Raw genomic sequence first — 14173 nt, forward strand, 5'->3', positions numbered from 1 at the left:
CCTAGGGATTCAGGACAAAGGCCCACTCGATGTCGCGGGCCTTGCCTCGGCTGTCCCGGACGTGGACGGTGACTCGGTACTCTCCCTTGAGGAGTTTGTCGGCGGGGAGCGGGGCTCGGACGTTCGTGGTGGCGGCCGAGTTGCGGGCGACCGAGCCGTCGGCGCTGGCGAACTGGTACTTGCCGCCGGAGACGAGCACGCGCGAGGCGAGCGGGCTGCCCGGGGGGTAACGCAGCATGACCCGGAGGGACTCCAGGTCCACGGCGCTCATCGAGTCCTCGAGTCGAAAGGCGATGCTGGACAGCGAGGTGACGGTCGCGCCCTCGGCCGGCGAGCAGTCCACCGCGCGGGGCGGGTCGCGGTCGATCTCGAAGAGTTCGCTGGTGGCCTTGTCGCGCGCGCCGAAGGCATCGGTGAGGGCCAGTTCCACGCGGTACTTGCCCTCGGGCGGGTTGAGCGCCACGGCATAGAGGGACGAGCCGTTGAGGAGGAAGGGGAGCGGCTTGGCGGTGTTCGACACGGTCTCGATGAGGCGGAGAGCCACGTTCTCGGCGCTCAGGGGCTTGGGCGAGGCGGGGACGGCGAGGGTGGCGCTCACGGCCAGGTCGTGCTCGGTGAAGAGCGGCTCGAGCTTGGCCTCGAACTGGCTGATCCTGGGGGCGTTCTCGAGGAGCTTGGCGAAGGCGGCGAGCTTCTTCTTGGCGAGCTCGTCGGGCGCGTCCTTGGCCCGCTCGAGTTGTTCGGCCACTTTGGCCAGTTCTCCGCTTTCGTAGTAGAGGGTGGCCAGGCTCATGTGCACGGTGGGGAGGACGGCCTTCACAAAGGGGTCGGAGGCCAGCGGGGCCGCGGCGTCGGCGGCGCGCTGGAAGTGGGTGATGGCCTGGGTGCGCCGGCCGCATTCCCCCTCCATCGTGCCGAGGAGACAGGCGGCGAGGAACTTGTCGCGGGGCCCGGCCTCGGGGTTGTTGAGCGCCAGGGCCATTTCGGCGGCGGGCGCGGCGAATGCCTCCGGGGTGCGGCGCCGCGCGGCCATGGCGTTCAGGTAGTGGGCGATGGCCTGGTTGAAGCGGCATTGCCAGGGCAACTCGCCCGCCTCCTCGGCCGCGGCGAAGCGGAGCAGGGCGTCGGCCGGCAGGTCCTGGCGCACGTAGTAGGTCCCCAGGGCCTGGCAGATGCGGGCGTAGAGAGGGGCCTTCGCCTTCTTCACTCGGGCGAGGATGTTGCGCAGGGCAGCCACGGCCTGCTCGGCGGCGCGGGGGGCGAGGTCGGGCGCCAGGAGCATCCGCGCGTAGGCGGCGCCGAGATTGAGCTGCGGCACCTCCCAGTCGGGCCGGAACTCCTGCACCTTGCCGAACTCGGTCACGGCGGCGCCCAACTGGCCCTCGCCCAGGGCGGCCAGGCCCTGAAGGTTGCAGTAGTGCTGGAGCGCGTCGGGGCTGATGTTGCCGACCTCCACGACCTTGTCGAGCTCGGCCCGGCATCGGGGAAGATCGTTCTCCAGAAGGGCCACGGTGGCTAGGTTGACGTGGACGTCGCCCGAGTTGGGGTAGGCGGCGAGGGCGGCCTCGAGCCGCCCGCGGGCCTCCTGCACCGCGGCCCGGAGGGCCTGGGGCGTGGGGTTGGAGGCCCGCACCGTCTCCAGGTCCGTCACGGCGAGCCCGATGAGCACGGGCAGCGAGCAGGTGCCCTGGGCGGCCCGCTGGCGCCGCTCGATGGCCTGGAACACGCCCCTGGCCTCGGCGAACTTGGCCGGGTGGGCATAGGCCTCATCCACCAGCAGCTTGGCGTAGACTTCGCGCGGGGCGCTGTAGTCGGGCTTCGCGCGCATGGCGTCCTCGAGGGCGTCGTAGACGTCCTCGAAGATGCCGGCGGAGTAGCTGTCCATCGCCAGGTTGAAGGCCTTGCCGGCCTTGTATTCGTCGGTGGTGCCGAGGATGAGCACGAGGCCGACAAAGGCCAGCAGGAGGGCCACGGCGAGTTCGATGGCGGAGCGGGGCGTGAGCCGGAAGGGGAGGCGTATCACCCGAGAGGGCCTCCTAGCGAATCACGCGCCCGCGGATGGCGCGGACGGGGATGAGCAGGTCGCGCAACGGCTCGCGGTGGTTGCGGCTGTCGAACATCACGAGCACGGTGTTGCGGGGTACGAGCACGGCGCTGAAGTCGGCCGGGCGGTCGCGCGGGTTCAGGAACGGCTCGGTCACAGGCTGCCGGGGCTCGAGCTTGCCCTCGCGGCGCTCGGCCCGCCAGAGCTTCGAGCCGATCAGCTCCACGACGTCGCCCGGCTTGCCCACCACGCGGGCGAACTCGTACTGGTACGAGGCGCGCTTCCACAGCGGGCGCCGGTACATGATAATGTCCTCGTACTCCAGGTCCTGCGGCAGTCTCGCCCACTTGTTCACGAAGAGGTGGCCGCCACGCTCCAGGCGCGGCTCCATGCGGGTGAAGTCCTGGGCCACCTTCTCGAGGCCGTACTGCGTGCCGAACCGCAGGAGCAGCACGGTGACGACGGTGACGCCGAGATAGAAGACGACCGAGCTGAGGATGTCGCGGGGTGACATCGGCACGGCAGGCTCTCCGTCGTGGGGCATCCCCCCGCCCCGTGAGCATACTACACGCGATCGGGCCGCAAGTCAAGCGCGGAAGAGGCGGGAATGCTCCCCCTATTGCTCGCGCAGGGCGCGCACGGCGAAGTCGCGGAACTCGGCGCGGCTCTTGGGGTTGACGACGAAGCCGTAGGTCTGGAGGCCGGAGGGGTCGGCCGGGAGCTTGTTGGGCATGCGGACGGCGTAGGCGTCGCCGATGGTGACCTGAACGTTCATCGGGCTCACGGTGGCGCGAATCTCGTACCACTCGCCCGGCTTGAACGCGAAGGGCTGGGTGCGGCGCTCGTCGGCCTGCTGGTCTTCGGGTTGGGCCATGGTGAGGCCCACGAGGTCGGGCTTGCCCGCGTGGACCCAGAAGGCGAGGTTGGGCCGGGCCTTGCCGGCCAGGCGCAGGAGCGCGCCCGTGCCCTCGACCACGCGCACGCTGGCGCGCAGCTCGTAGGCGGGGGGGTGGCGCAAGCTGAAGAGGCACTCGGCGTCGTGCTCCTCGGGGTTGTCGCAGGTGAGCACGCCCTTCTCGAGCGCCCACTTGCCGAAACGCTGCTGCCAGTCGTCGAAGAGGCTCTCGCGCAGGGGGGTGACCTCTCTGCCTAGGGCCAGGTTGGCCTCGATCTCGAGCTTCTCGACCTGCTTCTTGCACTGGGCGATGCGCTGGTTGATGTCGTCGAGGTTGGCCGAGATGTCGTAGACCTTGCTGGCGTGCTTCTCGCGCAGGGTGGCGAGGCGGTAGAGGGCGCGGTCCCAGGCCTGCTCGTTCATGTAGCGCTTGGCCTCGAGGAGCAGGCGGCTGGCCTCCTCCTGCGGGCCGGCGGCGGGTGCGGCCTTCTCCATCCCCAGCAACACGTCCACCCGCTGGAGGTAGGAGGCGGCGGCGTCGGGCGCGCCCGGCTTGGCCAGGTGCAGCTCGCGGGCGGCCACCGTGGGCAGGTTGGCGTAGAGGCAGTGCACGCCGAGGGCGAGGTGGGCCTGCGGGTCGTTGCGGTCGGTGGCCAGGATGCCCAGCTTGTAGAGCTCGTCGGGCGCGAATTGGCTCCAGGTGCGGCGGACGTCGAGTTCGCCGTAGCGGAACACCACGGTGGCGTCGTCGGCCTGCACCACGCGGGCCTCGAGCCACTGGGGGTCGAACTTGCCGCCGAGCTTGCCGAGGGAGAAGTCGCGCACGGCCACGGGGCTGGCGGCGTCGCCCAGGCGGCGCACCACGCGGGCTTTGAGGCTCGAGAGGAGGGCCAGGTCGCCCAGGTAGGCGTCGAGGTAGTTCTCGATGCCGGCCGTGCGGAGCTCGGCGCGCAGTTTCTCGGCCTCGGCGGTTGCCGCGGCCAGCTCCCAGGTGCGCGCCTGGGCCAGCGAGGGCTCGAGGCGAGTGAGGAAGAATTGGTATTTCGCGGCGTCAATGGCTTCGAGGCGTCGGGCCGCGGCGCTCTTGAGCAGGGGGGTGATGATGGCGATCTCGCTCTTGGCCCGGCCCACGAAGGGCTCGACGCCGAATGTGGCCACCACCTGGTCGTAGAGGGTCTTCGCCTCCTCGTAGTAGTTGCCCGCGATCTTCTCTTGGGCGCGGCGTTGCACGTCCAGGTACGCGCGCTCCGCCTCCGAGGTGATGGCGTTCTTCTCGAGCAGCACATTCTGCTTGATCGCCTCGGGCGGGTTGGCGGCCAGGAGCTCGTCGAATTGGGCGAGGGCCTCGCCGAAGCGCCGCTTGCCGGCCAGGTCGCGCGCCCGCTGGCGGGCCTGGTCGAAGAGGGCCTGGGCCTTTTTCCGCGCGATGTCTTCGAACTCGTCGAGGCGGCGTTCCGCGCTGTAGCCGGCCGCCGTGTCGCGGTACTTCTCGACGATCTCGCGCAGGCGCGCCGCGATGCCCTCGCGGTCGGCCGGGTGCTCGCGCGCGTAGAGCAGGGCGCTCTGGAAGGCGGCTTCGGCCTGGAGCGGGCGGAGACGCTTCTGGGCCTCGGCCGCCGCCTCGGTGCCGGCGTACGTCTTCTCGATCTCCTGGAGCTGGTTCATCTCGGCCTGCACGGCCGCGAGCTTGTCGGCCGGTTCGAGCGCCTTGCCCTGTTCGGAGGCCTTGCTGACCCGCTCCAGCTCCTCGCGCGCCTTGCGGGCCCGGGCGGCAGGGTCCTCGACGGGCACGGGGGCCTCGATGCTCTCGCCCACGCCCTTCCTGGCGGGGGGCTTGCCGCGCGGGCCGAAGACGATGAAGGCCGCGGTGGCGGCCAGCACGAGCACGATGGCCGCGGTGGCGGCCCATGTGCGATGCGGGCGCGGGGGCGCGGGGGCCGGGGCCGCGGCTGCCGCGACGGCCGGCGCCGGCGCGGCGGCGGCCTGCCGCTCGGCCTCCTGCTTCTCGCGGATCGCTTCGGCCACGGCCTTGCGTTGCGCCTCCGGCACGCGGCCGGCGCGCACGGCCTCGAGGTCGGCCAGCAAGGCCATGGGATTCTCGTAGCGATCGGCGGGCCGGGATTGGAGGAGCTTCTCGATGATGTTGGCGAAGGAGCGCGACACCTCGGGCGCCGCCTCGCGGAGCGGGCGGAAGATGCCGTTGCGGACGGCAAACGTCACCTCGGCCGTCGTGTCGCCCTTGAAGGGGGTCTGGCCGCTCAGGCACTGGTACAGCACGGTGCCGAGCGAGAAGAGGTCCGAGCGGGTGTCCAGCGAGCCGCGCAGCTCGAAGTACTCGGGCGGCAGGTAGGCGGGCGAGCGGACGGCGACGCCGGTCTTGCTGATGGACGGCTCGACGGGGCGCAGCTTGGCGACGCCCAGGTCGGCCAGCTTCACGCTGCCGTCGCGCGCCACGAGCAGGTTGGTGGGCGACACCGCCTCGTGCGTGAGGCCCACCTGGCGGCCCCGTTCGAGGGCCAGGGTGGCGGCGAGCGCCACCGAGAGGGTCTCGGTGGCGCCCAGCTTGCCTTTGGTCGCGAGCACCTCGGCGAGCGAGGCGCCCTCGACGTAGTCGCGCACGACCACCAGGTCGCCCAGCCACTCGGCGGCGCCGAACACACGCACCACGTTGGGGTGGACCAGCCCGCTGGCCAGTTGGGCGTCGCGCCGCACGCGCGCGGCGAACTCGCCGTCGCGGAGCAAGCTCTTGTCGTAGATCTTGAGCACGAAGCGGCGGCCGGTGGCGGCGTCGCGCACCACGAGGGTGGGGCCTTCGGTCGTCGTGCCGAGCTCCTGCACGAGCTCGCACTTCGACAGGTCGGGCAGGCCCTGCTCAGGGCCAGGCGGCTTCGCGTTCGCGTCGCTCATCGCAGGTCCCTCGGGCATCGTTCCGCATCGTAGCAGACCGGGCCAGGGAAGTCAACCACCTGAAAGCGGCAGGCGGGAGGCCACCCAGCCCTGCCCCCTGTTGCCCCGCCACGGGTCCAGTTGCACTTTCCGACCGTCCGGCGTATAGTGGGGGGGACAGGGTGGCAAGGCACCCGGGCCAGGCGACGGATGGGTGAGCGGTCTGGCCGCGACGAGTGACGCGACGCAAGGCCTTGTGCCAAAGCAAGTTGCATCGTCGCGGGCCTCGTCGCGCGCTCCAGGGCGCACCCACGGCCGGCCCGCGATGCTTGCCGCATGCGTTCTGGGTTCGCTCATACAGGCCTTCGGTCGTGCGAGAGCAGGGCTCCGAGTGCCGCGGCTCCCATCACGACCGTTCAAGCTTTCGGAAACGCCATGGAAGCCCATCTTCGTACCTCGCCGCGCCGCGGCCGCGCAGAGGCGGCGGCCTCGGCGCCCGTGTTCAATGACTGGGAGACCGTGCGGTGCGAGTTGCTCAACACCCGCATCTGCGACCTGGGGCTGGCGATTGAGGGCTCGCCGCTGGAGCCGTTCACCGCGCGGCTGCTCAAGGAGTTGGGCGCCAAAGGCATCGGGTTCCGCCCCTCCTTCTACCTTACCGACAGTTGGGGCTGCCCCGACCGCGTGCCGGTCATCGGCATCCCCTTCTACCTGGCGGACGAGCGGCTCGCCCAGATCGAGGAGGAGCAGACGGGCGAGATCGAAGACGACGCGATGGTGATGATGCTGCTGCGCCACGAGGCGGGCCACGCGGTGAACTACGCCTACCGCCTCTGGGAGGAGGCCGAGTGGGTGGAGACGTTCGGGCGCTTCTCGACCCCGTACCACGAGTCGTTCCAGCCCAACCCCGCCAGCCGGCGCTTCGTGCGCCACGTCTACGCCAGCCACTACGGCCGCACGTACGCGCAGAAGCACCCCGACGAGGACTTCGCCGAGACGTTCGCCGTGTGGCTCACGCCGCGCTCGGCCTGGCGGCGGCGCTACCGGTATTGGCCGGCGCTCGAGAAGCTGCTGTATGTGGACCGCGTGGTGCGCCGCGTCCGCAAGCGCGAGCCGCGGCAGATGGGCGGGCGGCTGGTGAGCCCCGTGGAGCAGCTCACCATGCTGCTGGCCGAGTACTACGGGCAGCAGGCCGAGCGCTATCAGGCGGCGGCCCAGGGCTACGTGGACGGCCACCTGCGCGCCGTGTTCCCGCCCGTGCGCGGCGGCGCCACGCAGGCGGCGCGCACGCTGCTGCGCCGCAACCGGCGCGGGCTGCTCGAGCGCATGGTCCACTGGTCCGGCCTCGACGCCGACGAGGCCCTCACGATCCTGCACAAGCTCGAGGACCGCGCGGGCGCGCTGGGGCTGCGCTTCCGGGCCGAACAGGCGCCGCAGAAGCTGGCCGACGTGGCGGCCATGGCCGCCGCGCTCGGCGTGGAGTTCGCCTACACGGGCCGGCTCACGGGCGGCTGAGCCGAGCCGCCGGCGCGCTCAATCCATGGGAATGTCGAGCTCCTGCGACGACGCCTCGAACGAGGCGCGCACCACCATCTGGAGCAGCCGCGGGTAGCGGATGCCGGCCCGCTCGGCCTGGCGCGGCAGGCTGTGGCCCTCCTCCAGGCAGGCGTTGCAGTTGACCTCGAGCACGCACGGGCGCCCCTCGGCGTCGAGGCGGATGTCCACCCGCCCATACCCCCAGGCCCCCACGGCGCGGAAGGCGCGCAGCGCGGTGGAGATGATCTCGCGCGAGAGCTCGGGCTCGACCACGGCGGGGCAGATCACCGAGGTCTTGCCGTACTCCTCCGCCGTCTCGATCCACTTGGCGGCGTACGACATCACGGGCGGGATGCCGGGCGGGAGCTTCGAGTAGTCTACCTCGGCCAGCGGCATCACGCGGGGCCGCCGGCCGCCCACCATGCCCACGTTGAACTCGCGCCCCGGCAGAAACGCCTGCACGAGCACCGGCTGGTGATAGGTCTGAAGCAGCTCGCGCACCTTCGCGCGCAGCGCCTTCTTCGAGTGGACCACCGAGTTGCGGTCCACGCCGATGCTGGCGTGCTCGCGGGCGGGCTGCGCGAAGAGCGGGAACTCCCACTTGTGCAGGTCCACGTCGCTCACCCGTTCGAGGAGCTGGGTGCAGGGCGGGATGCGCACGCCGGCCCCCTGGAGCAGGCTGGCGGCCATGTGCTTGTAGCGCGTGAGGCCCAGGGCGAGCGGCGGCGAGCCGGTGACGCGGAAGCCCATCATCCGAATCAGGGCCGGCACCCGCATCTCGTACAGGGCGCCGTGCACCACGTCGTCGTACTGGTTGAACACCACGTCGGGCCGCACGCGCCGCAGCCGGCGCTGGAAGGCCGACAGGTCGCGCGCCAGCGGCAGCACGGTGACCTTGTAGCCCACCGAGCGCAGGGCGCGCGCCATGCGGCGAATCATCTGCCGCAGATCGGCCGTGCTCCCGCGGTCCTCGGGGCGGTCGGGGCCGCAATCGCGGTCCGCATTGTACACCAGCCCCACGTGCAGACGCCCTCGCGTGCGCCGGGGCTGCTGCTCGATGCCCATGACCACCTCTCTTCCCGCCGTCGCCGCGGCCGCAGGAGCCTGGCCGCCCGCGCTCCTGCGCGCAGAAGGTCCACACGTCGCATTATCGCCATGCGGGATCACGAGTCAAGAGAAATCGCCGCGCCCCGCGCCCTGCCGCCTCCTCGCGGGGGCAGAGCCCCCGCCCACAGACCTGCCCCTCTCGCCCCTACGCCCTGCGTGGGGGCGATGATGCGGACGCTCCCGCGTCCAACCCCAACCTCCCGCGGGTTCGCAACCCGCGGGAGGTTACTGACTCGAAGACGAAGAGGCCGCGGAGCGGCCAAGAGGCCCGTCCCCACGCAGAGCGTAGGGACGAGAAAACGAGCAGAGCGTAGGGACGAGAAGAAGGAGCAGAGCGCAGGGACGAGAAGGCCACCGCCTGCCGCGCCGCACAGCGGTCCCGCCGGGCCTTCCGCCGCCGCGGCCGGGGGTGTGGGCCGGAATTGTAGGCAGGATGATTGTCTCTGGAGCCTGAAGGGCTTGCATGGGATAGCCCAGGGCAACGCCCTGGGTTCGGCGGGATCCACGGGTCCAGCCCTGAAGGGGCGAGATAGAAACTCTCGATTCCGCCCTGTCAGGGCTGCCGCGGGGCGGTCTTGTTCCCAGGGCGTTGCCCTGGGCTATCCTATTTCGCTCCTTCGGAGCTCCCGCAGCCACCTACAATTCCGGCCCACACCCCGCGGCCGGCGCCGGTTTGACTCGGCGCGGGCATTCTGGTACGATACGCGGCGGAGGAGGGAACCCACGTGCGGCATCGCGGCGGCGAAGAGCATGCGCAGGACCATGCGATGGGCGGGAGCAGCACTGATGCTTGCGGGCGCCCTGCGCGCCGGCGAAGCGCCCGAGGCCCCGCCCCCGGCCGCCCGCGGCGAGGATAGCCATCGCGTGGTCGAGGCCATCGCCCGCCTCAAGATGCCCGACCGCCGGGACCGGCTCCAGGCCCTCGAGACCATCAAGCGCTTCCCCGACAAGGCCGTGCCCGTGCTCATCCGCGCCGCGCGGAGCGACGACGCCACCTTCCGCGCCCGCGTGGCCCACGCCCTGGGGCTCGTGGGCAAAGGCGACCGCGATGCCGTCTGGGCGCTCACGGTGCTGCTGCGCGACCCCGAGGCGTTCGTGCGCCGCGAGGCGATCGCGGCCCTCGTGCAGGCGGGAGACGCCTCCGCCGTGCCGCCGCTCGAGCCCCTGCTCGAGGACCGCGTGGAGGCCGTGAGGGCCGACGCCGCGCTCGCCATTGTGGCGCTCCAGCCCGAGAAGGGGCTCGAGCGCCTGCGGGCCTGGCTTGCGCACCCCGATGCCCGCCTCCGCCGCACCGCCGTCGCCGAGCTGCTCGCCCGCAAGGACCCCGAGCTGCCCAAGGCCCTGCCCGAGCTGCTGAAGGACAAGGACGCCTCGGCCCGCGCGGAGGCAGCGGCGGCCCTGGCGCGCCTCGGCGGCAGCAGCGCCGTGCCGGCCCTGGTCGAGCTGCTCGCCGACCCCGAGCCGGCGGTTCGCTCGGCGGCGATCATCGCCCTCAAGGACCTGCAAGCCGCCCAGGTGGCCCCGAGGCTGGTGGACCTCCTGAGCGACAAGAGCGAGGAGGTGCAGCTCGAGGCCGTGTCGGCCCTTGGCGCGCTTCAGGCCCGAAACGCCATCCCCGCCTTGACTGCTCTGCTCAGCGCGCCCTCGCGGCGGCTCCGCGAGCGGGCCGCGGTGGCCCTGGGCCTCTTCCGCGAGCACGCGCGCGCCGCGGCGCCCGGCCTCATCCTGCTGCTCGGCGACGAAGACGAAGGGGTGCGCCAGAAGGCCGACCTCGCCCTCCGCCTCATCCTGCGCGCCAATGTGGGGTTCCAGGCCGGCGGCTCGGTCGAGCACCGCCAGCAGGCCGCGGCCAAGTGGCAGGAGGTCTGGCGCAAGAGCCAGACCGCCTCGCCCAAGAGCAAGTGAGGCCCTCCTCCGTATGCTCAACCTCCCGCGGGTCGCGTTCGCAACCCGCGGGAGGTTGTTGACTCCTGGGTCGAATCTTCCCCGAAGACGAGGAGGCCGCGGAGCGGCCAAGAAGCCGTCCCCACGCAGAGCGTAGGGACCAGGGAAAGGAGCAGAGCGTAGGGACGAGAAAGAGTGGCCGCAAGCGGGACGCTCGCGGCTACCTTTGCACCGGGCCTTCCCCTGTTCCGGGGATTCTCGCATCAGAAACCGCCTACGGTTCCGGCCCGCACCCGCGGCTGGCGGGGGCCGCCTGCCCATGCTGTATCAACCCCGTGAGGAGGAGAGTGATACAGCATGGGTAGATGGGCGAGAATGGGCGATTCTCGCGGCTCCGGCCATACTTGCTCATCTGCCGGATGAGCAAGTATGGATGGGGATGGCCGGAGAGCCTAAGGCATTGGGGCATATAGGGTTATGGGATAACCCCCGCTGGCGTCGCAGCGCCCGCCCCACGCTGCCCAACAGGCGCTGCGTCGGGACCGCTGGACTTTGATGAACCTCATTCGGCTGGAGGGTCACGGCAGAGCGTGTCGGCATGCCATTCCCAAGCAGGAAGCCCCGCGGTGAAGGGGGCTTCTGCTTGAGACGGTCGAGCGTTCTCGCGTCAGCGGCAGCGGCCGCCGCCGTAGTGGCCCGACCAGCCGCCCTTGTGCGATGACCAGCCGAGCCACAGGCCCGACGACGGCCAGCACGACGACCTGTAGCCGTAGTACCGTGGATAGCACCACGACGACGAGTAGTAGATCGAGGGCCACGTGCCCACATAGCCATAGACGGAGTAAGGCGCCACGTAGGTGGTGTAGGGCACGGTGGTGTAGTACGGGTAGCTCGAGACGTACGAGCGGCTCGAGTAGTAGCCGTCGTAGGTGTACACGGGCTGCACCTGCTGGGCCTTCTGGAGTTGCGCTTCGGCCTGGAGGCGCTTCTCGCGGGCGAGGGCCAGTTCGGCCTTGAGGTTGTCGAGCTTCGTGGCCACCTCGGGCGTGACCCACTGGCCGTCGCGCTCGACGAGGCCCTTGGCCCGCATCTCATCCTCGGGCGTCAGCCACTGGCCATTGACCTTGCGGTGGCCGAGGGCCTGGTGAGCGCCCTCGTGGTCGGGGTTGAGGGCCAGGGTCTTGCCGAACTCGTCCGCGGCCTGATGCTTCAGGCCGGCTCCCCGCGCCCAGAGGCCGAGTTGATAGTGGGCCTCGGGGTCGTCCTCTTTGATCGCCGCGGCCCGCTTGAGGTACTGGTCGAAAGGCGTCTCCTTCTTCTCGATGCGCTCGATGGCGTCGCTCGACACGCGCACCTCGCCCACCGGCAGGCGGACGATCGCGCTGTCCTCGGTCAGAGTCACCTGCCCCTCGAGCGTGCCGCCGTTCTTCAGGTGCACCACGTCGCCAACGACAGGAGCCGCCACGAGAGCCAGCGCCATTGCGGCAATTGCATACTTCATGAGACTAGCTCCTGCATGTAGGGTCCCCGGTAACGTTCCTGCTACTGGAATTATAGCGCCCGCGCGCGCCAGAGTCAACGAGTTGGCAGAGGGAGGCCGAAGGGCAGGGGGGCGGAACGCCTTGACAGGGCCGGCGGAAGGGGGGTAGGATGCGGCAGAGGGGCCGGGGAGCGCGGGTCGCGCCGCTGCCGGCGGCGCCGCGGGGCCGCAGATGAGAAGCGCGGGCAAGCCCACACGAGTTCCGGCGGGCGGAGGCGGACCGCTTGCCGAGGAAGGCGCCTATAGCCCCTCGGCCGTGCGCGAGGCGTTCACCGTTCGGGCGCTGGCGGTCGGCGCGCTGATGAGCCTGTTCATCGGCGTGGCCTGCCCGTACAATCTGCACGTCCTCCACGCCTCGTACATGGACATTGATTTCAGCACGCCGGCGGCGATCTTCCTGTTCCTGGTGCTGGTGTTCGTGGTCAACGGGGCCTTGCGGTGGCTCGGCCTGGCGCTCAACGCGGGCGAACTGCTGGTGGTCTACGTGATGATGATCGTGGCCACCACGATCCCCACGATGGGGATGACGGCGTCGTTCATCCCCGACATTGCGGCCGAGTACTACGCCTCGCCGGAGAACGGTTGGGACACGCTGATCGTGCCGCACCTGCCGCGGTGGGTGCGGCCGACGGACCCGCTGGCGATCCAGTGGCTGTTCGAGGGCAAGCCGGCGAGCGAGGCGATCCCCTGGGGCGCGTGGGCGATGCCGCTGGCGTGGTGGCTGTCGTTCCTCTTCGCCCTCTACTTCGCAATGATCGCGATCATGGCCATCGTGCGGCGCCAGTGGGTCGAGCGCGAGCGGCTGGTCTACCCGATGGTGCACCTGCCGCTCGAGATGGTGCGGCACGAGGCGACGCCCGGCTTCACCAACCCCGTGCTGCGCAGCGGGTGGCTGTGGGCGGGCATCCTGATTCCCATGCTCGTCGTCTCGATCAACGGCCTGAACTTCTACTTCCCCGAGGTGCCCAAGATCGAGCAGGGCACGCGGCTCGATATCTTCCGCGGCGCCGCGCAATTGCGGTTCCACATCAGCTTTCCGATGACCGGCTTCGCCTACATGCTGCGGCTCGACATGGCCCTCAGCCTGTGGGTGTTCAGCCTGCTCACGCAGATCGAGCGGGCGGCGTTCAAGATGGTGGGCTTCGGCGGGTTCGTGACGGCGAAGGACTTCGTGCGGCACCTGGATGGCTACAGCCAGAACGGGGGCGGGCCGCTGGTGTGCCACCAGAGCCTGGGCGCGCTGCTGGCCCTCGTGGCGATCGGGCTGTGGCTCAGCCGCGGCCACCTGCGCGACGTGGTAGCGAAGGCTTGCGGGCGGGGGCGCGGCGTGGACGACTCGGGCGAGATCATGTCCTACCCCTTCGCCTTCTGGGGCACGGGGGTGTGCGTGGCGTACATGGTCGCGTGGCTGTGGAGGAGCGGGATGTCGCTGGGCATCGCCGTGGCGATGGTCGTGCTGTCGCTGGCGATCTTCTACGGCATCACGCGGGTGGTGGCCGGCGGCGGGCTGGCGGCGGCGCGCGCGCCCGTCATCAGCTCCACGGCCCTCCTCTCGGCCCTGGGCTCGGAGGGCATGCCGCCCTCGACGATGGTGGCCTTCGGCCTGAGCTACGTGTGGATGGCCGACGTGCGGATCTTCGTCATGGCCTCGGCGGCCAACGGCATGAAGCTCGGCTCGGACCTGCCGGGCCGCCGGCGCCGGCTCTTCTGGGCCATGGCCATCGCCGTGGTGGTGGCCCTGCTCAGCTCGGTGTGGATGACCCTGCGCATCGCCTACACCGAGGGCGGGGCGAACGCGAACGACTGGTTCTTCGTCGGCGGGCCGCAGTACCCCTATGACTTCATGGGCCGGGCCATGCGCAACCCGGCCGGGCCGGACGTGGACGCGCTGGTCTTCACCGGGCTGGGCGCCGCGGCCATGTCGGGCCTCACCCTGCTGCACCACCGCTTCGCCTGGTGGCCCCTGCATCCGATGGGCTTCCCGCTCTCGACCATCATGATGACCGATTTCATGTGGTTCAGCATCTTTCTGGCCTGGGCCGTGAAGCGCCTGGTGCTGGCCTACGGCGGGCCGCGGGCCTATCGCCGCACGCGGCGGTTCTTCCTGGGCCTCATCCTCGGCCAGTTCACGGCCTGCGGCCTCTGGATCGTGGTGGACCTCCTCACCGGGCGCGTGGGCAACAACCTCTACTGGGTGTAGGCCCCCGCGTGCGGCTTGACAGTGGCGGGCGGCGGGCCTAGAATGCTGTAGACGCCCAAGGCCCCCCCGCGCCGACGCGCG

General features: G+C 70.7%; 8 protein-coding genes. 3 read left to right on the top strand and 5 right to left on the bottom strand.

The features are described 5' to 3' along the window. Position 1: 1 nt before the first annotated feature. From PLE19_02135 to PLE19_02145, 3 genes are all read right to left on the bottom strand, one after another. A complete protein-coding gene (locus PLE19_02135) occupies positions 2–2023 on the bottom strand; it encodes a hypothetical protein (GenBank protein HPD13719.1) in 2022 nt (673 codons plus the stop codon). Between the two features lie 13 nt (positions 2024–2036). Next, positions 2037–2558, bottom strand: coding sequence for a signal peptidase I (gene lepB, locus PLE19_02140; protein HPD13720.1), 522 nt, complete (start codon positions 2556–2558; stop codon positions 2037–2039). A 102-nt stretch (positions 2559–2660) separates the two neighbouring features. Next, positions 2661–5846 carry a serine/threonine-protein kinase gene (locus PLE19_02145; GenBank protein ID HPD13721.1) on the bottom strand — a complete coding sequence of 1062 codons (3186 nt, stop codon included), beginning with the start codon at positions 5844–5846 and terminating at the stop codon, positions 2661–2663. Positions 5847–6260: 414 nt separating this feature from the next. On the opposite strand from PLE19_02145, the gene PLE19_02150 reads away from it, so the two are divergent. Further along, positions 6261–7340 (top strand): hypothetical protein, encoded by a 1080-nt coding sequence (locus PLE19_02150; GenBank protein HPD13722.1) that lies wholly within the window; start codon positions 6261–6263, stop codon positions 7338–7340. An 18-nt stretch (positions 7341–7358) separates the two neighbouring features. On the opposite strand, the gene PLE19_02155 is transcribed toward PLE19_02150, so the two are convergent. After that, positions 7359–8426, bottom strand: a complete 1068-nt coding sequence (locus tag PLE19_02155; GenBank protein ID HPD13723.1) for a hypothetical protein — start codon at positions 8424–8426, stop codon at positions 7359–7361. A 792-nt stretch (positions 8427–9218) separates the two neighbouring features. Here PLE19_02155 and PLE19_02160 point away from each other — a divergent pair. Next, positions 9219–10373: a HEAT repeat domain-containing protein gene (locus PLE19_02160; protein ID HPD13724.1), complete on the top strand. Its 1155-nt coding sequence runs from the start codon at positions 9219–9221 to the stop codon at positions 10371–10373. A 646-nt stretch (positions 10374–11019) separates the two neighbouring features. Here PLE19_02160 and PLE19_02165 read toward each other — a convergent pair. After that, positions 11020–11853: a hypothetical protein gene (locus PLE19_02165; protein HPD13725.1), complete on the bottom strand. Its 834-nt coding sequence runs from the start codon at positions 11851–11853 to the stop codon at positions 11020–11022. Positions 11854–12064: 211 nt separating this feature from the next. Here PLE19_02165 and PLE19_02170 point away from each other — a divergent pair, with 211 nt between their 5' ends. After that, positions 12065–14092 (top strand): hypothetical protein, encoded by a 2028-nt coding sequence (locus PLE19_02170; protein HPD13726.1) that lies wholly within the window; start codon positions 12065–12067, stop codon positions 14090–14092. Positions 14093–14173: the final 81 nt, after the last annotated feature.

It is taken from the genome of Planctomycetota bacterium (assembly GCA_035384565.1).
GTDB lineage: Bacteria > Planctomycetota > PUPC01 > DSUN01 > DSUN01 > DAOOIT01.

What these genes read in the sequence shown, in the direction of transcription:
- PLE19_02155 (HPD13723.1), bottom strand. Translation starts at nt 8,426, where the DNA reads ATGGGCATCGAGCAGCAGCCCCGGCGCACGCGAGGGCGTCTGCACGTG.
- PLE19_02150 (HPD13722.1), top strand. Translation starts at nt 6,261, where the DNA reads ATGGAAGCCCATCTTCGTACCTCGCCGCGCCGCGGCCGCGCAGAGGCG.
- PLE19_02170 (HPD13726.1), top strand. Translation starts at nt 12,065, where the DNA reads ATGAGAAGCGCGGGCAAGCCCACACGAGTTCCGGCGGGCGGAGGCGGA.
- PLE19_02160 (HPD13724.1), top strand. Translation starts at nt 9,219, where the DNA reads ATGCGCAGGACCATGCGATGGGCGGGAGCAGCACTGATGCTTGCGGGC.
- PLE19_02145 (HPD13721.1), bottom strand. Translation starts at nt 5,846, where the DNA reads ATGAGCGACGCGAACGCGAAGCCGCCTGGCCCTGAGCAGGGCCTGCCC.
- lepB (HPD13720.1), bottom strand. Translation starts at nt 2,558, where the DNA reads ATGTCACCCCGCGACATCCTCAGCTCGGTCGTCTTCTATCTCGGCGTC.
- PLE19_02165 (HPD13725.1), bottom strand. Translation starts at nt 11,853, where the DNA reads ATGAAGTATGCAATTGCCGCAATGGCGCTGGCTCTCGTGGCGGCTCCT.